At 53.8% G+C, this 20,440-nt stretch carries 18 protein-coding genes; 6 read left to right on the top strand and 12 right to left on the bottom strand.

Translation table 11 applies throughout. From position 1 onward, the window contains the following. Positions 1-47 precede the first annotated feature (47 nt). The gene (locus ABDW13_RS03060; RefSeq protein ID WP_343550922.1) at positions 48-2,369 is read right to left on the bottom strand and encodes a TonB-dependent receptor; all 2,322 of its coding nucleotides are present in this window, start codon (positions 2,367-2,369) and stop codon (positions 48-50) included. A 221-nt stretch (positions 2,370-2,590) separates the two neighbouring features. On the opposite strand from ABDW13_RS03060, the gene ABDW13_RS03055 reads away from it, so the two are divergent. Next, entirely contained in the window at positions 2,591-2,878 is a 288-nt protein-coding gene (locus ABDW13_RS03055; RefSeq protein WP_343550921.1) for a SelT/SelW/SelH family protein, read from the top strand. 93 nt (positions 2,879-2,971) lie between these two features. On the opposite strand, the gene ABDW13_RS03050 is transcribed toward ABDW13_RS03055, so the two are convergent. The 7 genes from ABDW13_RS03050 to ABDW13_RS03020 all read right to left on the bottom strand — a co-directional run bounded on the left by ABDW13_RS03050 (position 2,972) and on the right by ABDW13_RS03020 (position 8,663). After that, on the bottom strand, positions 2,972-3,511 hold the full coding sequence (locus tag ABDW13_RS03050; protein ID WP_343550920.1) for a PadR family transcriptional regulator: 540 nt from the start codon (positions 3,509-3,511) through the stop codon (positions 2,972-2,974). A 90-nt stretch (positions 3,512-3,601) separates the two neighbouring features. Beyond that, positions 3,602-4,384 (bottom strand): siderophore-interacting protein, encoded by a 783-nt coding sequence (locus ABDW13_RS03045; protein ID WP_343550919.1) that lies wholly within the window; start codon positions 4,382-4,384, stop codon positions 3,602-3,604. Positions 4,385-4,584: 200 nt separating this feature from the next. Continuing rightward, on the bottom strand, positions 4,585-4,812 hold the full coding sequence (locus ABDW13_RS03040) for a hypothetical protein (protein WP_343550918.1): 228 nt from the start codon (positions 4,810-4,812) through the stop codon (positions 4,585-4,587). Positions 4,813-4,979: 167 nt separating this feature from the next. Continuing rightward, a complete protein-coding gene (locus ABDW13_RS03035; RefSeq protein ID WP_343550917.1) occupies positions 4,980-5,846 on the bottom strand; it encodes a helix-turn-helix domain-containing protein in 867 nt (288 codons plus the stop codon). A 223-nt stretch (positions 5,847-6,069) separates the two neighbouring features. Further along, positions 6,070-6,237, bottom strand: a complete 168-nt coding sequence (locus ABDW13_RS03030) for a DUF2474 domain-containing protein (protein WP_343550916.1) — start codon at positions 6,235-6,237, stop codon at positions 6,070-6,072. A gap of 1 nt (position 6,238) precedes the next feature. Next, positions 6,239-7,243, bottom strand: a complete 1,005-nt coding sequence (gene cydB / locus ABDW13_RS03025) for a cytochrome d ubiquinol oxidase subunit II (RefSeq protein WP_343550915.1) — start codon at positions 7,241-7,243, stop codon at positions 6,239-6,241. A 1-nt stretch (position 7,244) separates the two neighbouring features. Further along, the gene (locus ABDW13_RS03020) at positions 7,245-8,663 is read right to left on the bottom strand and encodes a cytochrome ubiquinol oxidase subunit I (protein WP_343550914.1); all 1,419 of its coding nucleotides are present in this window, start codon (positions 8,661-8,663) and stop codon (positions 7,245-7,247) included. 564 nt (positions 8,664-9,227) lie between these two features. Between ABDW13_RS03020 and yghX the strand changes: the two genes are divergently transcribed. After that, positions 9,228-10,118, top strand: a complete 891-nt coding sequence (yghX, locus tag ABDW13_RS03015; protein ID WP_343550913.1) for a YghX family hydrolase — start codon at positions 9,228-9,230, stop codon at positions 10,116-10,118. Positions 10,119-10,151: 33 nt separating this feature from the next. On the opposite strand, the gene ABDW13_RS03010 is transcribed toward yghX, so the two are convergent. Continuing rightward, positions 10,152-10,514 (bottom strand): helix-turn-helix domain-containing protein, encoded by a 363-nt coding sequence (locus ABDW13_RS03010; protein WP_343550912.1) that lies wholly within the window; start codon positions 10,512-10,514, stop codon positions 10,152-10,154. A gap of 101 nt (positions 10,515-10,615) precedes the next feature. Between ABDW13_RS03010 and ABDW13_RS03005 the strand changes: the two genes are divergently transcribed. Both ABDW13_RS03005 and treF read left to right on the top strand, forming a co-directional pair. After that, a complete protein-coding gene (locus ABDW13_RS03005) occupies positions 10,616-11,467 on the top strand; it encodes an SDR family oxidoreductase (RefSeq protein ID WP_343550911.1) in 852 nt (283 codons plus the stop codon). Between the two features lie 371 nt (positions 11,468-11,838). Next, positions 11,839-13,497, top strand: a complete 1,659-nt coding sequence (gene treF / locus ABDW13_RS03000; protein WP_343550941.1) for an alpha,alpha-trehalase TreF — start codon at positions 11,839-11,841, stop codon at positions 13,495-13,497. A gap of 84 nt (positions 13,498-13,581) precedes the next feature. On the opposite strand, the gene ABDW13_RS02995 is transcribed toward treF, so the two are convergent. After that, positions 13,582-14,400 (bottom strand): alpha/beta hydrolase, encoded by an 819-nt coding sequence (locus ABDW13_RS02995; RefSeq protein WP_343550910.1) that lies wholly within the window; start codon positions 14,398-14,400, stop codon positions 13,582-13,584. Positions 14,401-14,615: 215 nt separating this feature from the next. On the opposite strand from ABDW13_RS02995, the gene ABDW13_RS02990 reads away from it, so the two are divergent. Further along, a complete protein-coding gene (locus ABDW13_RS02990) occupies positions 14,616-16,205 on the top strand; it encodes an MFS transporter (RefSeq protein ID WP_343550909.1) in 1,590 nt (529 codons plus the stop codon). On the opposite strand, the gene ABDW13_RS02985 is transcribed toward ABDW13_RS02990, so the two are convergent. Beyond that, positions 16,206-17,114 (bottom strand): LysR family transcriptional regulator, encoded by a 909-nt coding sequence (locus ABDW13_RS02985; protein ID WP_343550908.1) that lies wholly within the window; start codon positions 17,112-17,114, stop codon positions 16,206-16,208. Positions 17,115-17,247: 133 nt separating this feature from the next. Between ABDW13_RS02985 and ABDW13_RS02980 the strand changes: the two genes are divergently transcribed. Beyond that, a complete protein-coding gene (locus ABDW13_RS02980; RefSeq protein ID WP_343550907.1) occupies positions 17,248-19,119 on the top strand; it encodes an amidohydrolase in 1,872 nt (623 codons plus the stop codon). A 73-nt stretch (positions 19,120-19,192) separates the two neighbouring features. On the opposite strand, the gene ABDW13_RS02975 is transcribed toward ABDW13_RS02980, so the two are convergent. After that, positions 19,193-20,137: a sensor domain-containing diguanylate cyclase gene (locus tag ABDW13_RS02975; RefSeq protein WP_343550906.1), complete on the bottom strand. Its 945-nt coding sequence runs from the start codon at positions 20,135-20,137 to the stop codon at positions 19,193-19,195. Between the last annotated feature and the right edge of the window lie 303 nt (positions 20,138-20,440).

The following is a 20,440-nucleotide window of genomic DNA, read 5'->3' as shown; positions in this document are numbered from 1 at the left end:
GCTTGCTCCATTGAAAATGCCCTACGTCACCGCAGGGCGAAAAAGGGTTAGAAATCGACGTTGACACCTAACTGGAAGGTGCGGCCCGGCATCACTGCCAGGTTGATGTCGTTGCGTTCCTGCTCATTGGTACTGGTCAGCGTGCGGCTGCTGGTGTAGTCCCAATATTTGCGATCGGTGATGTTGTAGATGCCGCCGCTCAGCTTGACGTTTTTCGTCGCCTGCCAATATGCCGTGGCATCCACCATGCCGTAGCCTGGAACGCGCATGTATTCACTGGTGGCATCGGTGATCGCCGTGCCGGTGTTGGTGTAGCTTTCGCGGTTGGTGGCGGTGGCCTGCTTACCTTTAACGAAGGTGGCGGTCAGCGCTGCACCGTAGCCGCGCGCTTTGTCATCCCACGCTAAACCGACAATCGCTTTCAACGGCGCAACGCTGTCGAGATCGATGTATTTGTCGCCAGCATAGCTCGACTTGGATTTACCCTCGTTGTAGCCCAGCGCAAAGGTGCTGCTCAGGCCATCCACTTGCGAGAACCAAGTGCCGTAGTTCACTTTGGTCGAGATCTCAGCCCCATAAATGTAGGCCTTATCGCGGTTTTCAGCCTGATAGCTGGTGTAGATGTTGCTCGGCACATTGACGAACATCTCAGGATTGGCCGAGCGGCGATAGCGGGTGTAAGCAATGAAGTTTTTGTATTGGTTGTAGAACACCGAAGTGTTCACCGTCACGCCTTCGGTTGCCTGGCCTTTCAAACCCCACTCGAAGTTGTTGCTGGTTTCAGTTTTCAGATCGGTGTTGCCGATTAACGCGTACTGCGCGCTACCCGCATAGCTCGATCCCAGGTTCCATGAGCCGTACAGCTGGCTGGTTGTCGGGAACTGCACGCCGCGTTTGTATTGCAGATAGGTGGTCAGCGCTGGCGTGAGATCGTACTGGAAGGTCAGCGACGGCAACACTTGGGTGTCGGAGTTGGTTTTGCCGTACAGCGCCGCCACTTGCTCCTCGGTCAGCACCGCGCTGCCGGTGGTGAGATCGCCGAGATTCTCTGGCTTAGTACTTTGATACATCACGCGCACGCCGGGAATGATGGCGAAGTTGTGGCTATCAAGATCGAAATTGATCTTATCTTGCACATAACCGGCAACGGCAAACATGCGGCTGTCGGATTGAGGTTGAGTGATGACGCTATAAGTGCTCGGCGTCGGTGCCTGGCGGAACGGACGCTCGCTATTATCGAGACGCGCATTGAAACCGGCGCTCAACTCATGACGGCCCAAGGTTTTGGTGCCACGCGTGTCGAAGCCGTAAGTATCAACATTGAAATCCGAGTAAACAAAACCGTACTGGCTGGCGCTGGTCGGCAAATAAGTATTGTCGTGCGCCTGCGTTTGCTGCCAGTAAATGCGCGTGGTCAGCGTATCAATCACGTCGTTGTAGGGTGTCCACTCATCGGCCAGGTTGATGCCCCAGCGGCGGGTGTCGCTCTGCTGCTGCGCAGTGCCCCAAACGGTATTGCCGCTGGTATCCCAGGTATCGTAATGACTGTGGTTAGTTTTGTGATAGTAATCAAAGGTGGCGCTCAGCTTGTGCTGATCGTTCGGCTGCCAAATGCCTGAGGTCATAAACGCATCCGAATGCCAGTTGGCCGGATAGGCATCTTTTACGCCGCTGTTGTTCTGCGTTTCCTGACCATCGCGGCGGCTGTAAACAAACAGGCCGCGCAACTCATCATCCCCGGCGGCGGCAGTAATGCCGTTGTGCCAGCTACGATTTGAGGAGTCGTAATCGCTTTGGTAACCGAAGTAGGTGTTTTTTTCGCTGCTGAGGTAATCGTCTGCGGTTTTGTTGTGGAATGAGACGTTCCCGCCAATCGAAGTATTGGGCTGGTCAACCGCTGTCGCGCCCTTCTCGATATCAACGCTGCCGAACATGTAAGGATCGATGTAATCACGGCCAATGCCGAAAGTGTTGTTGCCGGTGCGGCTAACGTAAGGACGTCCGGTGGCATCGGGGATCGGAATGCCGTCGATATCCATGCCGACGCGGTTACTTTCCAGACCACGAATGTTATAGCCGGTGTAACCTGCGCGGTCGAAACCGCTTTTCCCCGCCGATGATCCGCCGCTGGAACCGGTAGCGCTGATTAACGGCTCGTAACGCATGATTGAACCAAAATCGTTGGCACCGCGTTTTTGCAGTTCTTGTGCAGTAATGGTGGTTTTGTTGCCGGCCTGCTGTTTTGGCGCAGTGACGGTCAGCTCGGCTTCATCGCTGGCGGCAAAGCTACACGCGGCGTGAATGGCGGAAGATAAGATGGCAACTTTAAACAGACGTTGCTGAGTGAATCCCTGAAAGAGTGAAGACATGCGCGAAATACCTGGTTAATTGTTAGTATTCGCTCACTTGCTTGCTGCCGAAAAATACGGACTTTTGTTAAAAGACCGTAGAAAAATGTGGACTTATTTTATGTAATAAATGATTTCGACAGGAATGTAATGCAAGTGGTAATCATTATCAACTAGCAGTAAGCTAAGATGTATCTTGGACCGCACATTTTGTTAATTGATTGATAAGGAACCCAACAGCCATGTCACAAAAACCCGCGATTACCATCCACTATTGCACGAAATGTAACTGGCTGCTGCGCTCCGCCTGGATGGCGCAAGAGCTGCTGCATACCTTTGCCGAGGATTTAAGTGCGGTCACGCTGAAGCCTGGCACCGGCGGCGTGTTCGAGATTCGTATTGATGATTTGGTGATTTGGGAACGTAAGCAGGAAGGCGGATTCCCCGATGCCGCGGCATTGAAGCAGCGCGTGCGCGATGTGTGTTGGCCAGACCGCGCGCTGGGGCATGTGGATAAGAAGAAGAGTTAATCGCGGATGCGTTGATTGAAAAGGTCACCATAAATGGCGACCCTACGGGGCGGAATTTGTAGGGTCGCCATTTATGGTGACCGATGGCAAACGCTAACTTTTGGCGATTTTCTCCGCGGCTTCGTGCAGCGCATGAATCACGATTTCCAGCGCCTGCTCGGAAATATCTTCCTGCGCCAGCCGATGATTAAGCGTCTGCTTAATCAGATGAATCGCTTGCTCAACCTGCGGAATGCTGCGGTTATTCACCAGAATCGCCAGCGAGGTTAAGCGCTCAATGATCGCGTCAACGTTGTCGCGATTCTGCGCCAGCAATTCTGCCCCGCTGCTGTTCAACGCATAGGCTTTGCGCGATGCCTGTGCATCGACCACGCGAATCGCATCCATCTCTTCAAGCAAAGTCAGATTGGGATAAATGATGCCGGGGCTGGGGGAATATTCGCCTTTGGAGAGTTCTTCAACCGATTTGATCAGCTCATAACCGTGCGCGGAGCTAATCGCCAGAAAGTGCAGCATTAACAGGCGGATATCGCTGGCATCCAACATCCGTTCGCGACGCTTTTTGCGTGCACCCGCACAGATAGCACGCTGTGCATGTTCGGAGTGAGATGGAAAATCCCGCAGCTGTTTCATTGCCTTCCTGAGCATCAATTTAGGGAGGTTGATAGTAGTCTGCCGCCTGGCAAAATTCAACACAGGCGGCAGCGCGCGGGCGATTGTCGGTTATTTCTGATGCCAGTAAGCCACCGCACGCACGAAGTCGATATGCGCACCACGACGCTGGGTGAAATAGTCGCTCAGCAACTTCACCGCTTCCCCTTCACCAGTCAGCCAGATGAAATACTCTTCACTCGGCAGCGAGATTTTATCCAGTTGCGCAATGATTGGGCCGAGGTTCTCCGCCTGCATGGTGCCGCTCCCCAACCAGCTAATCTTAACGTTGTCCAACTCGCCAAGATAATCGCGACCAGTGGCTTCATCGGCATAGGCTAGCAGGTGAATTTCCTGTGCCTGCATTTCGGCATAACGGCGTTTAAAAGCCGGCAGACCGGTCTCATCGCAGACGTAAATCTGGCAGGCGTAATCCACAGGAGCGACACACGAACCACGCGGCCCGCCCATGGCTATTTGATCGCCGACTTTGGCGTCCTGCGCCCAACTGCTGGCAACGCCGCCGTCGTGGATATAGAAATCCAGCGTCAGTGAATCAATGCCGTTAAATTCCAGCGGCGTGTAATCACGCGCGGCGGGACGCACGCCGCCCGGCCATTCAATGCCTTCTTCGGTCATTTTCGGCAAAGCCAACGCGCTGCCTGCACTCTCTGGGAAAAAAACTTTGATGTGATCGTCGAACGATGGCGAATTGAAGCCCGCCAGATCGCTGCCTGTAAATACGATGCGCCAGAATTCCCCGGCGATCAGGGTTTTGCTGGCAACGGTGATATGACGAAAACGTAATTCATTACGCACGCGGCGTGGCGCGCGCTCGGATGTGGACTGTGGCAAGCGATCTCTCCCGGATGTTTATTGAAACTCATTCTCATTTAATGAGGAGAGAATAGTTATGATATATCTTCGATGCAATGCCGAAAAATGCTATTGGGAGTTTGGGCGTGTTACGAGGTAGGCGCGGATAGCAAAACGGTCACCTAAAAGGTGACCGTTTTCATCTACGCTCGAAACTGGAATCGATTCGCGGAGAGAGATTAAGCCTGATGATTCGTGCAGGTAATAAAGCCGCCATCTTCTTGGTTGTGTTGTGGCAACGGATTGTCGCCGAGGATTTCATGCTGCGCGCAATGCGTCTGATGCGGATGAAGTCCGGTCGGTGGTGAGAAAGGCTCAGCTATCTGTGCACTTGCCAACGAAGAAAACGCTACAAGCGCTGTCATGAGGAACAACGGTATAAGTCGCATAATTTTTTGTCTTTTCACTATAGCGGTCCGGAATGGACCAGAAATGCAGGTGATGATCCAGCCTGATGTACGGCGGCTGGTGAATTACGCGGCCAATCAGGTTTCAATGAAGAATTTTACGCCAATCACGGCAATGAGTTTATAAAATCGTGCGGTTTGTCACGGTTTACCGCACGAATTATGCATTACGACGCCGTAACCGGAATATAAAACGTGCCTTGCAGCAAATCTGGCGTGCTGTATTTCAAATCCAGCTTGAGCAAATCTTTGCCCGCGCGACGCGCGACGCCTAATGCCGGCAGATGGTTGTAGTAAATCTCGGCGGTAAACGCGTTGATCTCCTCCGGCGCGCCGTGCCAATCAATCTCGGCATACAAACCACTTTCACCGGTCCAGTTCTGCACATTACGCGGCAATACATCGGCATTCTGACTTTCCAGCGCCTGGAACATGCTGATGTGCTGCTGATCGGCAGAATTTACCCCCGGACTGAACTGGAAACCGAGCCAACCGCGACTGACGTGTTGACCGGCGAAAGCAATGAAATCACGCGTATGCTGCGCCACCACATGATTGTGATGCTCAATGTATTCGCCAAAACGGCATTCCCACTCAATCACTTCGCCGCACAGTTGCAGCTCTGGCTTGTGCGCCAAACGCGCGTTCACCCACTCACGCTGGGTGGAGATGCGGCTGTGGAAATCCTTCATCAGCATATCCGGAATGCGACGATAGGCGCCCGGCGTCAGCGAGAAATGGCTTTTAAAGACGCGGGTGAAATTCTGTTGGTTATCAAAACCAAAGCGCACCGCGATATCAATCAGCGGCATGCTGGTTAAGCGCAACGCCATCGCCGACATAGTGAGGCGACGCTTGCGCGTGTACGACGCCAGCGTTTGTCCGGTCATCTCTTTGAACATGCGCTGCATGTGCCACTTGGAGTAACCGGATTTCAGGGTAATCAGATCGATATTCAGTTCGTCGGTCAGATTGGCCTCGATCCAGTCCACCAGATCATTGATGTACTGTTTTTTCAGATTCAGGCTGAGCATGATTTTGCTAATCGAATGATGAGGTTGAAGGTAATGAATTTGCGTGTTTCGTCACATAAATATAACAAAAACGTATTACCAACGTAAGGAAGAGTAAAGCCAGCGAGACGGGAAAAGCATTAATTGCTTAGGTGACTAATGTTTTTTCGGCGCGCGAACGTAAAAAAGGCCGCCATGAATGGCGACCTCGGGTGAACTCAAACGTTTTTTACGATGTGGCAATTCAGTGCGAGCGCATGCCCGCAGCCGTCATCATCATACGAAACAGTGATGCCACCACACCGAGTGCCAGCACGCTTGCGCCGTAAATAATGACCAACCACATCAGCTGTTTCCACCACGGAATCTTGGTTTCAGTGTGAGTTTTCATGTTGCTGACCTCGGTTTGCATATCAGTGATATCCTTCGTCGGCTTTGATTTTTCCGCGGAACACGTAGTAACTCCAGAAGGTGTAACCTAGAATCACCGGAATAATCAGTAAGCCGCCCACCAGCATAAACGCCTGGCTGCTGGCCGGAGAGGCCGCCTGCCAGATGGTGATTGACGGTGGAATGATGTTCGGCCAGATACTGATGCCCAGGCCGGAGAAGCCGAGGAAAATCAGCGCCAGCGTCAGGATGAACGGCGAGTAATGCGCTTCACGTTTGATGGCACGCACAATCCCCCACGAACACAGCACCACCAGCACCGGAACCGGCAGGAACCAGAACAAGTTCGGACGCGAGAACCAGCGCTGCGCGATATCGGCGTGGGTCAGCGGCGTCCAGATGCTGATAATGCCCACCACCAGCAGCAGCGTTAAGGTCAGCGGGGTTGCCAGCGCAGACATTTTACGGTGCAAATCGTGTTCGGTTTTCATGATCAGCCAAGTGCAGCCCAGCAGAGCATACGCAATCACCAAGCCCACGCCGCAGAACAGCGGGAACGGCGCTAACCAGCTCATCGCCGAACCGGCATATTCACGGCCGACCACTGGGAAACCATTCAGAATCGCGCCCACCGCCACGCCCTGGCTGAAGGTTGCCAGCAGTGAACCGGCAATGAACGATTTATCCCAGAATGGACGATGTTCTTCAGTCGCTTTGAAACGGAATTCAAACGCCACGCCACGGAAAATCAGGCCAATCAACATCGCCGTCAGTGGAATTGACAACGCATCCAGCAACACGGCGTAAGCCAGCGGGAACGCGCCATACAGCGCCGCGCCGCCCAGCACCAGCCAGGTTTCGTTACCATCCCAAACTGGCGCAACGGTGTTAACCATCATGTCGCGCTCAATCGGATCTTTGTTGAACGGCAATAACAGGCCAATGCCGAGATCGAAGCCATCCATCACGATGTACATCAAGGTGCCAAACACGATGATGGCAAACCAGATAATTGAGAAATCGATCATCTTAGTGCTCCCCGCTCTTGTTCGCGGTATTCGCGGCCGACAACGGACGCGCTGGCGTGTGATGCTGACCCGGACCGCCGTGATCAACTTCTTTACCTTCGCCGGTCACCGGACCTTCTTTAATCAAGCGCATCATGTAGAGATAACCGACGCCAAACACTGACGAATAAACCAGAATGAACGCCAGCAGGCTGATACTCATGTGCATGTCGCCATGCGCCGACACCGCATCAATGGTGCGCTGCACGCCGTAAACCACCCACGGCTGCCGACCAATTTCGGTAGTAAACCAACCCGCCAGAATCGCGATCAAGCCGGATGGGCCCATCAGCAGCGTGAACCACAGGAACGGACGCGATTGATACAGGCGACCTTTGTAGCGCAGCCACAAACTCACCACGCCAAGCGTAATCATCAGCAGTCCCAGCGCCACCATCACGCGGAATGACCAGAAGATGATGGTCGAATTCGGACGATCTTCTTTCGGGAAACTCTTCAGCGCCGGAATCTGCTTATCGAGGCTGTGCGTCAGAATCAGGCTGCCCAGATAAGGAATCTCCAACGCATATTTGGTGCGTTCCTGATCCATATCCGGCACGCCAAACAGAATCAGCGGCGAGGCTTCACCCGGTTTGTTTTCCCAGTGACCTTCAATCGCGGCGATTTTTGCCGGTTGATGTTCAAGAGTGTTCAACCCGTGCGCATCGCCAATCATCGCCTGAATCGGTGCCACAATCAGCGCCATCCACAATGCCATTGAGAACATTTTGCGAATCGCCGGATTGTCGTTGCCGCGCAGCAAATGCCATGCGCCAGAAGCCCCGACAAAGAAAGCACTGGCCAGGAAAGCACCCACCGACATGTGGAACAGTCGATACGGGAATGACGGGTTAAAGATGATTTTCAGCCAATCTTCTGGCACCACAATGCCGTTCTGGATGATGTAGCCCTGCGGCGTGTGCATCCAGCTGTTGGAGGCGAGGATCCAGAACGTGGAGAAGATGGTGCCGAGCGCCACCATGCAGGTGGCAAAGAAGTGCAAGCCTGGACCGACGCGGTTCCAGCCAAACAGCATCACGCCAAGGAAACCGGCTTCGAGGAAGAAGGCAGTTAACACTTCATAGGTGAGCAGCGGGCCGGTAATACTGCCAGCAAACTGCGAGAAACCGCTCCAGTTAGTACCGAACTGGTACGCCATCACCAAACCCGATACCACGCCCATACCAAAGTTCACGGCAAACGCTTTGGACCAGAAATGGTAGAGATCGCGATAGGTCTCGTTACGGGTTTTCAGCCACATCCCTTCAAGCACCGCCAGGAAGCTGGCGAGACCGATGGTGATGGCTGGGAAGATAATATGGAAGGAAACAGTAAAGGCGAACTGAATCCTAGCCAGATGAAAGGCATCTAATCCAAACATTGCTTACCTCATTGCCACAAATTACACCGAAATTTTTACTTATATTTAACAAGCAGAGCATCGCGTAATTTCGCCATGCTTAAAGATATGTCGCACCAATGTAAAAGAAAGGGATGCGAACCGTAAGAAACAGTGGAAGTCGGTAAAACTATAACAGTGTTTTTTGATTTCGATCATTGTTTTCCACAGAAACTAATACTTTAAAATCACTACGTTAAGGTTAATCACCCTCATTTATTGTGACAATATTGTTATTATTTCACAGCTATTAATGCGGCGCTTATCAGGTAAGCACCTCATTTATTTATTTTTTCGTGCGCAGAATATTTTGATTATTTAGCGGTGATGAAAATGAGCTGTAAATATTTACGGACAGCGCATCATGATCAGAATTGTTAATTAAAAGATAATTAATTTAAAATGAAAAAGGGTATTTCTGCTGCTTATTGGTGAAGTAATGTTAAACATTGCGCTTTAACCCGCTGCGGCATGGCATTTGCCAGCGGCGGCAAGCTGTGCTTTTTTATAGCAGTAATCAACCAGTTAAACAGCGAAGGAGAGGTTATGACCCGTCTTACTGCACAGGATTTCCCTCAGGAACTGCTCGAGCTTTACGATTACTACGCGCACGGCAAAATCAGCAAACGCGAGTTCATCGCGATGGCAGCGAAATTCACCGTGGCTGGCATGGCGGGTGCAACGCTGTTAAGCGCCATGAGCCCCAACTATGCGCTGGCGCAGCAGGTGGAATTTACCGACCCGGCGATCAAACCTGAATACATTAACTATCCGTCGCCACAAGGCCACGGCGAGGTGCGCGGTTATCTGGTGCGCCCGGCGAATGCCCAAGGCAAAGTGCCCGCCGTGGTGGTCGTGCATGAGAATCGTGGTCTGAATCCGTATATCGAAGATGTGGCGCGCCGCGTGGCGAAAGCCGGCTATATCGCGCTGGCACCGGATGGATTGAGTTCAATGGGCGGTTATCCGGGCAATGACGACGAAGGCAAAACCATGCAGGCCAAAGTCGATCCCACCAAATTGATGAATGACTTCTTTGCTGCGGTGGATTTTTTAATGCACCACGAAGAGGGCACAGGCAAAGTCGGCATCACCGGTTTCTGTTATGGCGGCGGCGTGGCGAATGCGGCGGCGGTGGCGTTTCCTGAACTGGCCTGCGCCGTGCCGTTTTATGGTCGTCAGCCGAAAGCAGAAGATGTGCCGCGCATCAAAGCGCCATTGCTGCTGCATTACGCCGGGTTGGATAAAGGCATCAATGAAGGCTGGCCAGCTTATGAAGAGGCGTTGAAGGCCAACCATAAAGTGTTCGAAGGCTATGTGTATCCCAACGTCAATCATGGTTTCCACAATGATTCGACGCCGCGCTATGACAAAGCCGCCGCCGATTTAGCGTGGGAACGGACATTGGGTTGGTTTGAGAAGTATTTGCGCGCCTGATGGGCTGATGGTCGCCATTCATGGCGACCTTTCTCAATGCGTTGTCAAAATCCGATGCACATTGCTCTCCAGCCAATCGGCCAATCCGGTCACCTGCCCTTCCACTTCCTGCCCTAACGACGTCAAACGGTATTCGACGTGCGGCGGCACCACTTCATACGCAATCCGCTCGACAAAACCATCTTCTTCCATATAGCGCAGCGTCTGCGCCAACATGCGCTCACTGACGCCACCAATCTTGCGGCGCAGCTCGCTAAAGCGCAGCGTTTCTTCACGTAGCGCCAATAAAATCAGCACGCTCCAGCGACTGGTAATACGCTTAAGCACATCACGTGACGGACAATTGGGGTTGAGTAACTCACCACGCGTAAATTTTTCACTCATCTTTTCAGACATTTAACTCACCCTTTCCAAACTAACAAATCTGTAAGTACTTACTAAAAGTTAGTTTATCTCGTAGGCTGTTTTCATTCCAGCTCAAACTGAAGGAGAACATCATGATTGCGATTACCGGAGCAACTGGCCAACTGGGCCGTTTAGTGATTAACGAATTATTGAAAAAAGTACCCGCCAGCGAAATCATCGCTGCGGTGCGCTCGCCAGAGAAAGCCAGCGACCTGCAAGCATTAGGCGTGACCTTGCGCGCTGCGGATTACAGCAAACCTGAAACCTTGAAAAGTGCGTTTGCTGGCGTGGATAAAGTGCTGCTGATCTCGTCGAGCGAAGTGGGTCAGCGAGAAGCGCAGCATCAGGCGGTGATCGATGCTGCTAAAGCGGCGGCTGTTGACTTTATTGCTTACACCAGCTTGCTGCATGCCGATACCACGCCATTGGGTTTGGGCGTTGAGCACCGTGCCACCGAAGCTTATCTGAAAGCTTCTGGCGTGCCGTTTGCCCTGTTGCGTAATGGCTGGTACACCGAAAACTACGCGGCAAGCATTGCACCGGCCTTGGCGCATCATGCCTTTATTGGTTCAGTCGGCGAAGGACGTATCTCTTCGGCAGCGCGTGCGGATTATGCCGCCGCCGCAGCGGAAGTGATGAGCCGTGACGGCCAGGCGGGCAAAGTGTATGAATTGGCGGGCGATGATAGTTATACGCTGGCGCAGTTCAGCGCCGAGATCGCTAAGCAGTCTGGTGAAGCGGTGGATTATATCAACCTGCCGCAAGCCGAGTTTGCCGCCGCGCTGAAAGGTGCCGGTTTACCGGACGGGCTTTCGGAGATGCTGGCGGATTCCGATGCCGGTGCCGAGAAAGGCGGATTGTTCGATGATAGCCGCACGCTGAGCACGCTGATTGGCCGCCCAACCACGCCGTTTGCGGATGTGATTAAGGCGTCGTTGAAGTAAGTATTTCAGCTCCACCTAAACATCCCTTCTCCCGCCTGCGGGAGAAGGTTAGGATGAGGGACAGACGACTCCGAGCACCACCGTCCACCGCCTCGTATGCCATTAATTGATCAAGCCAACTGGCCCGTTTTAAGTCAAATAATAGCGTTTTTCTTAATTACAGATAATTCTGTGCCGTTATTTAAACATCCATATAAGAAGCTGCTTTCACTTCCTGAAATATAGGACGTTGTAATCGCTAATAAATCATAAAAAAGCGCGATCCATCGACATGATTTATTACGTTCATAGATATTTCGCATTGTTGTCTCGCCTGCTCAGACCTCTATAATTTGTCCTTTACGCATTCAAGATTTAACCAGGAGGCTGCTATTAATACTAACAACCAGCAACGTAACGCTTTCGAGGATCGACGCGATGATGCTGAATTGGAGTATCAATATAATCCTCACGAGTTTGTGCGCGAAGGTATGCAAGATTCAGAGCCGGAACCCGAGCTGATCGAAGGTCTGCCTGCGCCGGATGCGCTGACGCCTGCCGATCGCTACATGGAACTGTTTGAACAAGTGCAGACGTCGCACATATTTTCTGACAGCAAAACCTTTCCGGACTGCGCGCCAAAATTCGATCCGCTGGATATATTAATCCGCTATCGTCGGCGTAAACGCGCTGCGGATTTTGATCTGGAAAAATTCGTGCATGAACATTTTTATACGCCGCAGGTGAATGAGAGTTTTTATGTTTCCAATCCGGATAAAACCTTAACGGAACATATTGATGAACTGTGGCCGGTGTTAACTAAAATGCCGCAGCAACATTTACCGCATTCATCACTGCTGCCATTACCAAAACCTTATGTGGTGCCGGGCGGTCGTTTTGGTGAGACCTATTATTGGGACTCCTATTTCAGCATGCTTGGCCTTGCGGATGCTGGCCGCGATGACCTGCTGCGCCACATGGCGGATAACTTCGCCTGGCTGATTGATAATTATGGTCATGTGCCAAATGGCAACCGTACTTACTATCTCAGCCGCTCGCAGCCGCCGGTGTTTGCGTTGATGGTCGAGCTGTTCGAAGAGGATGGCATACGCGGCGCGAAACGCTATCTCGATCAGTTGATGAAAGAGTATCAATTCTGGATGGATGGCGCGGGCGAGCTGATGCCGCATCAAGCCTATCGCCATGTGGTGCGCATGCCTGATGGTTCACTGCTCAATCGTTATTGGGATGACCGCGACACGCCGCGTGATGAATCGTGGCTGGAAGATATCGAAACCGCGAAGAAATCCTGTCGTCCGGCCAACGAAGTGTACCGCGACCTGCGTGCAGGTGCGGCTTCCGGCTGGGATTATTCGTCGCGCTGGCTGCGCGATCCGCAACGTTTAGCCAGCATTCGCACCACACAATTTATTCCGATCGATCTCAACGCGTTCCTCTACAAACTGGAACTGATGATTTCGACGCTCTCGCATGCCAAAGGTGAAGAGCTGACTGCGCTGGCGTGGCAGAAAAAAGCCGATGCGCGCAAGCAGGCGATTCATCGTTATCTGTGGGACAACACCGCTGGCGTGTACCGCGATTACGACTGGCGTCGCGAGCGTTTCGGTGCGTTCACCGCGGCGGCCGTGGTGCCGCTGTTCTTAGGTTTAGCCTCGCCAGAACAGGCACATTTACAGGCGGTGGCGCTGCGCCACTTGCTGCTGACACAAGGCGGTTTATTAACGTCGATGGTGGAAAGCGGCGAGCAGTGGGATAAGCCCAACGCCTGGGCACCGCTGCAATGGATGGCGGTGGTCGGCCTGAACAATTACGGTGAAGAGACGCTAGCCAGCGAGATTGCCGTGAACTGGCTGACGACCGTGAATAATTTCTATTCGCTGCATCATAAGCTGGTCGAGAAGTACGACATCAGCGGCGAGCGTGCGCGCCCCGGTGGTGGCGGGGAATATCCGTTGCAGGATGGCTTCGGCTGGACCAACGGCGTAACGCGCCGCTTGATGACCATGTACGGACATCTGCTAGCAGATTAATGCTTCGCTCCCCTATTCATCCCCTCTCCCGCCTGCGGGAGAGGGTTAGGGTGAGGGACAACGTGCTCCCTACTTCTGTGCTCCCTACTTCTGCAAGAACGCCAGCAAATCCGCATTCAACTGATCCTGATGCGTCACCGCAAAACCGTGCGGGCCATTCTCATACACCTTCAACTCTGAACCTTTAATCATCTCGTGCACCAACTTGCCGGTGGCTTCGAACGGCACGATCTGGTCATTGCTGCCGTGAATCACCAGGGTTGGCACATCGACTTTGGCGATATCGGCACGGAAATCGGTCTCAGCAAACGCCGTCACGCAATCGATGGTGCCTTTCAGCGACGCCAGCAGCGCAATATTCAAGGTCTGCGTCATCACGCCATCAGAAATCGTTTGTCCGGCATTTGCCCCGTAAAAGGGCGTGGCGAACTCTTTGATAAACTGCGCGCGGTCTTTACGTAAGCCATCCCTGATACCATCAAACACCGCTTGTTCCACACCTTCGGGATGGTCAGCAGTTTTACCGAAGATCGGCGTTACCGCGCCCAGCAGCACCAATCCTTTCACTTTCGCCGTGCCGTAGCGGCCGATATAGCGCGACACATCGCCACCGCCCATCGAGAAGCCCACCAGCGTGACGTCATCCAGTTGCAGATGCTCAATCAAGCCGTGAATGTCATCAGCAAAGGTATCGTAGTTGTAACCTTCCCACGGCTGATCGGAGCGACCAAAGCCGCGGCGGTCAAAGGCAATCACACGATAGCCACGTTCCGCGAGGAAATTGAGCTGACTATCCCACATATCCGCATCCAGCGGCCAGCCGTGGCTAAACAGCACCGGTTGGCCTTTGCCCCAATCTTTGAAGTACAGGTTAACGCCGTCTTTGGTTTTGAATGTGCTCATGTTTTTGCTCCGTTAGTGAGTGATGTGGTGTCTGCAAATCAAACTACATCGAGCTACTGGAAAAACCTAAAGCAGAGATTTTGACAACTTGTTCAGGCTTTTTTGTGTAGTGAAGCTGTCAAAAAAGCCTGAACAAGTTGCCCGGTTTTTTCCGCTATCAAGCAAGCAGCTGGCTTCGTAAGGTGCACTCATCGCCTACTGACAGGAACCTGATGATGAGCCAGCACAATCCAACTCAACCGCACAGCAATGCCTTTTCTCCCTTTGGCTATGGACTCTTTGCCCTAATCTGGACCGCCTCGGTGCTCGGCAACACCGGCAGCTTTATCCGCGATGTTGCCAGCGCGTGGCTGGTCACCGGATTGTCGGACAATCCCACCGCCGTGGCGCTGATGCAAACCGCCGCCACTTTGCCGGTGTTCCTGCTGGCGCTGCCGGCGGGCGTGCTGTCGGATATTGTCGATCGCCGTCGCCTGCTGATTGCGGTGCAAATTCTAATGGCCAGCGTCAGCGGCACCTTACTTTTGCTGTCGCACAATCACTGGCTCACCGTTGAATGGCTGATCGGTCTGACCTTCATCGGCGGCATTGGCGCGGCATTGTTTGGCCCGGCGTGGCAAGCGATTGTGCCGGAACTGGTGCCGCGTCATGAGCTGAAAAACGCCGTGGCGCTCAACTCGCTCGGTATCAACATTGCGCGAGCGATTGGCCCGGCAACCGGCGGCTTGCTGCTGGCAAGTTTAGGTGCGATGGCGGCATATGGTGCCGATGTGGCGAGTTATTTTTTCGTTATCGCCGCGCTGCTGTATTGGAAACGTCCGGCCAAAGCCAAAACCGAACTCAATGAGCACTTCTTTGGCGCGTTTCGTGCCGGACTGCGCTATGTGCGCGCAAGTCATGATCTGCACCGCGTGCTGCTGCGTGCCGCGCTGTACTTCGCCTTCGCCAGTGCCATTTGGGCGCTGCTGCCGCTGGTAGCACGCAACATGTTGCAAGGCACGGCGGGTTTCTACGGCATGCTGCTGGGCGCGGTGGGTATCGGCGCGATTGCCGGTGCGCTGCTGCTGCCGCGTCTGCGCAGCAAATTGAGTCACGATGGTTTGTTGCTGCTGTCGGCGCTGTTGAGTGCGCTGGTGATGCTGGCGCTGGCCTTCAGTCCGCCGCAGTGGTTGGCGCTGGTTTTGATGCTGGTACTCGGCATCGGTTGGATCATCGCCCTCACCACCTTAAACGGCGTGGCGCAAGCAGTGCTGCCGGATTGGGTACGCGGTCGTGGTTTGGCGGTTTATTTAATGGTGTTTAACGGCACACTAGCAGCTGGCAGTTTGACGTGGGGCTTGATCGCCCAACATGCTGGATTGGCCAATACCTTGCTGATCGCCGGAGCAGGTTTGATTATTAGCGCCCTGCTGCTCAAACGACTGGTGTTGCCAGCCGGTGAAGCCGATCTGCAACCGGCGCTGCATTGGGCTGAGCCGCAGGTGGATGCTGACGTGGATGTGCGTCACGGTCCGGTGCTGATTCAAATTCGCTATCGCGTGATGCCTGAAGATCGTGCTGCATTCAAACAGGCGATTCATAAACTGGCACATGCCCGCCGCCGCGATGGCGCTTATTCATGGGGATTGATGGCGCAAACCGACGATCCTAATGCCTTGCTGGAGTGGTTTTTGGTCGAGTCGTGGCAGGAACATTTGCGTCAGCACCAGCGCGTTTCCCACGCTGATGCTGAGTTACAACAAGCGGTGCGGCAATTCCATCAGGGCGAAGAGGAACCGGTTGTCAGTCACCACATCGCCATCTGATCACGCCGGCAGATAGATTTCGGCCAAACCTGGCAGCGTGAGCAAACGCTCGCGCCACCAGGTTGCCGCGTTACCGCAGGCACTTTCATTCCACGCCAGGTACGCCATATCACGACGACATTCGCTATCCAGCATGCGCGCCACCAGCGCACCACTTTCCAGATGCGGCTGCGCCAGATAGCGTGGTAAATAGCCGCAGCCCAAACCATCCAGCTGCGCCTGCAATTTGGCCGGAAAATCATGCACGCTCAGGGTTTTCTGCTCATCCAGCACGCGTAAATCCATGCCCGCGCCATGCCGGGATGAATCATGCACTGTCACCGCGCGATATTGGCGGATCTGCTCGCGCAGCAACGGTTCCGGCGCCGTGGCGAGCGGATGATTGGGTGCCACGGCAAACACATATTCCAGCCAACCCAGCGGCTGGCAGACAATCTCTTTGCGCGTGGCGGGCTCTTGCACCGCGCCAAAGACAATATCCGCTTCGCCGTAATGCAGCGCTTCCCAGCAGCCTGACAGCACATCCTGGCGGAATTGCAGTTGGGTGTGCGGATGTTCCTGATAAAACTCATCAATCAGCGGCGTCAGGATGCTAAACGGCACCGATGCATCGACGCTGATCACCAATTGGCTTTCCCAGCCGCTTTCCACGTAGCGCGCCTGTTGTTCCAGCTCATTCACCGCGCGCAACAACGTGCGGCCTTTCTCCAGCATTAGGCGGCCGGTTGGCGTGAAGGTGGCGCGATGACCAGAGCGATCCAGCAGCGTGATTTTGAGATCGCTCTCCATTTTCTGCACGGTATAGCTCAGCGCTGACGCGGTTTTAAACAGTCGTGCAGCCGCCGCCGCAAAGGTGCCGTGGCGATCCAGCGCATCCAGAATCAGCAGCGCCTCAAGGTTTAAACGCATTTATTCCCCTCCCCCAAAATTGTTTAACAACAACCCCAAAACAATCCGTTATCAATAATTGCTCTCATTTCGTATTTTTTTAACCAACGACGCAAGTGCTTTTCACCGCTACGCTTAATCGATTTGGAGAAAGATGATGACAACCGCCTCACTGATTTTTACCAACGGCAAATTTCACACCGTAGATCGCGCCAACCCGCTGGCATCCGCCGTGGCGATTAAAGAGGGCAAATTCCTCGCGGTCGGCAGTGAAGCGGAAGTGATGCGCTTCGCCGATAACAACACACAAATCATTGATGCCAAAGGCCACACCGGTATTCCCGGCCTCAACGATTCGCACTTGCACCTGATTCGCGGCGGCCTAAATTACAACCTCGAACTGCGCTGGGAAGGTGTGCCATCGCTGGCCGATGCGCTGCGTATGCTGCGTGAACAAGCGCTGCGCACGCCGTCACCGCAATGGGTGCGCGTGGTAGGCGGCTGGAGTGAATTCCAGTTCGCCGAACGCCGCATGCCGACGCTGGATGAAATCAACGCCGCCGCGCCGGATACGCCAGTGTTTATTCTGCATTTGTACGATCGTGCGCTGCTCAACCGCGCAGCACTGCGCGTGGTCGGTTACACCAAAGACACGCCAAACCCGCCGGGTGGCGAGATCCAGCGTGACAGCAACGGTAATCCGACCGGCATGCTGATTGCGCGCCCCAACGCCATGTTGCTGTACGCCACGCTGGCGAAAGGGCCAAAACTGCCGTTCGAGCAACAGGTCAACTCTACGCGCCAATTTATGCGTGAACTGAATCGCCTCGGTTTGACCAGCGCTATCGACGCAGGTGGCGGTTTCCAAAACTTTCCAGATGATTACGATGTGATTTCCGAACTGCACGCCAAAAAGCAGCTAACGGTGCGCATCGCCTATAACCTGTTTACTCAAAATCCTGGCCAAGAACTGCAAGATTTCGAGAAGTGGACCGACATGCTGAAACCCGGCCAGGGCACCGATTTCCTGCGTCACAACGGCGCGGGCGAGATGTTGGTGTTCTCGGCAGCGGATTTCGAAGACTTCCTCGAACCGCGCCCGGATCTGGCGCCAGGCATGGAAGATGAACTGGAACGCGTGGTGCGCCATCTGGTGGAGCATCGCTGGCCGTTCCGCCTGCACGCCACCTATAACGAATCGATCAGCCGCATGCTCGACGTCTTCGAAAAAGTGAACCGCGACATTCCGTTCAACGGTCTGCACTGGTTCTTCGATCATGCGGAAACCATCACCGAAGCCAATATTGAACGCGTTAAAGCGCTGGGCGGCGGTTTGGCGGTGCAGCATCGCATGGCGTTTCAGGGCGAATATTTTGTCGATCGCTACGGCAAAGAAGCCGCCAAACAGACGCCGCCGGTGGCGCGCATGTTGGAGGCTGGCGTGCCAGTGGGATTGGGCACCGACGCCACGCGCGTCGCCAGTTACAATCCGTGGACCGCGCTTTACTGGCTGGTTTCCGGTCGCACCGTCGGCGGCATGCAACTGTACGATGACCATGCGCGTATCGATCGTGAAACCGCGCTGATGCTGTGGACCAAAGGCAGCGCCTGGTTCTCCAGCGAGCAAAATGCCAAAGGCGAGATTAAAGTCGGTCAGTTAGCGGATTTGGTGCTGCTGTCGAAAGACTTCTTCAGCGTGCCGGAAGAGGAGATTAAAGGCATCGAATCGGTGTTGACGCTGGTCGATGGCGAAGTGGTATATGCCGCTGGCGGCTTTAGCCCGCTGTCACCGCCGCCGGTGCCGGTATTACCCGAGTGGTCGCCAGTGGTAACGGTGCCGGGCCATTATCGCAGCGCACCGCCGCAGGCAAATGGTCGTGCGGCGATGATGCCGAAAGTGCACCAATGCAGCGGCCCGTGTGGCGTGCACAGTCATGCACATGATGTCGCGCGCCAATCTTCGGTGCCGGTGGCGGATAATAATGCGTTTTGGGGCGCGTTGGGTTGTTCGTGTTTTGCGTTTTAGTGAGATGCGATTTTTCCCTCACCCTAACCCTCTCCCGCACGCGGGAGAGGGAACCGATCGAGCCTATTTGCAACTATCCCGCCAAACCAAACCCTTGCTTGTCGTTCTTCTTAATCTGATACATCGCTTCATCGGCGCGTGTCAGCGCGTCATCAAAACTGTCGCGCTCACGCACCTGCGCCACGCCAATCGAGGCACCAATCTGCGCCTGGCCGTTATCAATATCAAACGGCGTCAATGCGGCATCCAGCACCGCCTGCATCAAGATGCGCACTTTGGGATAATCAATGAGAAACGGCATCAACAATACAAACTCATCGCCGCCCAAACGACCAATCACCACGTTTGGCGGCACCACATCAGTAATGCGCTGGCTGAGTTGAATCAGCACTTCATCGCCGCTGCGGTGGCCCAGCGTATCGTTGACGTGCTTGAAGTTATCGAGGTCGATAAACGCCACGCACAGCGGCTGCGCTTTCATCTTGTTGAAGTGGGTTTGCAGCGCGTGGCGGTTGGTTAAACCGGTGAGCGGATCGTGATGCGCCAGCGAGGAGAGTTGCGCTTCGTACTGCTTCTCTTTGGTCATATCGATGTGCGTGCCGGTGACTTTAAGCGGATTACCGGCTTCATCCCATTCGGTGACACGCCCGCGATCCAGCACCCACTTGATGTTGTCATTCTTGCCCAGCATGCGATGCAGCGCTTCGTAATAAGGTGCGCGCCCTTCAATGTGATCGTAAAAGGCTTTTAGCACTTCGTCGGCATCATCAGGATGCAGCCGCTCACGCCACACCTCGAACTGCGCTTTGGTCTCTTTCGGCTGAAAACCCAGCATCGAGCCCCAGCGGCGGTTGAAAATCACCAGCTTGCCGCTGGGAATATCCAACTGCCACAAACATAATCCGGTTCCATCCAGCGCCGCACTGAGCTTATTTCGCGCGTCATGCGCTATACGCTTTAATCGCGCATTATGCTTTTTCAGGTTCTGGATCTGCTGACGCAGCGCTTCTTCTGACATGGTTGGCTGAAGAGGAGGAAATAAGCGCTATTTTGCCTACCAGGAAGTTTCTGTAAATAAAACAAATGAAAAGCCGATTAGCAGCGGCAAATTGCACCGACTTCAGAAGTAACGTCGACACTAACCAGCAAAAACAGCGAACTAAACTTACTTAAGTACCAACCATAAGTTAGTGATTGATGTTGTTCCGCCAATCCCGCCCATTTCATTACCCATCATCGAATGGGCGCTTTTAAGAAATTTCTTAAAAAAGTTTAATTTTTCCGCATCCACGTGCCGCTATGGGATGAAACCTGGCGCAAA

The organism is Pantoea sp., assembly GCF_039594315.1.
GTDB lineage: Bacteria > Pseudomonadota > Gammaproteobacteria > Enterobacterales > Enterobacteriaceae > Pantoea.
Note: the sequence above shows the minus strand (reverse complement) of the source record. Positions and strands in the feature narration are given on the sequence as shown.

Coding starts and splice junctions, on each gene's coding strand:
- ABDW13_RS02990 (WP_343550909.1), top strand. CDS start 14,616: ATGAGCCAGCACAATCCAACTCAACCGCACAGCAATGCCTTTTCTCCC.
- ABDW13_RS03020 (WP_343550914.1), bottom strand. CDS start 8,663: ATGTTTGGATTAGATGCCTTTCATCTGGCTAGGATTCAGTTCGCCTTT.
- ABDW13_RS03050 (WP_343550920.1), bottom strand. CDS start 3,511: ATGAAACAGCTGCGGGATTTTCCATCTCACTCCGAACATGCACAGCGT.
- ABDW13_RS02980 (WP_343550907.1), top strand. CDS start 17,248: ATGATGACAACCGCCTCACTGATTTTTACCAACGGCAAATTTCACACC.
- ABDW13_RS03060 (WP_343550922.1), bottom strand. CDS start 2,369: ATGTCTTCACTCTTTCAGGGATTCACTCAGCAACGTCTGTTTAAAGTT.
- cydB (WP_343550915.1), bottom strand. CDS start 7,243: ATGATCGATTTCTCAATTATCTGGTTTGCCATCATCGTGTTTGGCACC.
- yghX (WP_343550913.1), top strand. CDS start 9,228: ATGACCCGTCTTACTGCACAGGATTTCCCTCAGGAACTGCTCGAGCTT.
- ABDW13_RS02995 (WP_343550910.1), bottom strand. CDS start 14,400: ATGAGCACATTCAAAACCAAAGACGGCGTTAACCTGTACTTCAAAGAT.
- ABDW13_RS03055 (WP_343550921.1), top strand. CDS start 2,591: ATGTCACAAAAACCCGCGATTACCATCCACTATTGCACGAAATGTAAC.
- ABDW13_RS02985 (WP_343550908.1), bottom strand. CDS start 17,114: ATGCGTTTAAACCTTGAGGCGCTGCTGATTCTGGATGCGCTGGATCGC.
- ABDW13_RS02975 (WP_343550906.1), bottom strand. CDS start 20,137: ATGTCAGAAGAAGCGCTGCGTCAGCAGATCCAGAACCTGAAAAAGCAT.
- ABDW13_RS03035 (WP_343550917.1), bottom strand. CDS start 5,846: ATGCTCAGCCTGAATCTGAAAAAACAGTACATCAATGATCTGGTGGAC.
- ABDW13_RS03010 (WP_343550912.1), bottom strand. CDS start 10,514: ATGTCTGAAAAGATGAGTGAAAAATTTACGCGTGGTGAGTTACTCAAC.
- ABDW13_RS03030 (WP_343550916.1), bottom strand. CDS start 6,237: ATGCAAACCGAGGTCAGCAACATGAAAACTCACACTGAAACCAAGATT.
- ABDW13_RS03005 (WP_343550911.1), top strand. CDS start 10,616: ATGATTGCGATTACCGGAGCAACTGGCCAACTGGGCCGTTTAGTGATT.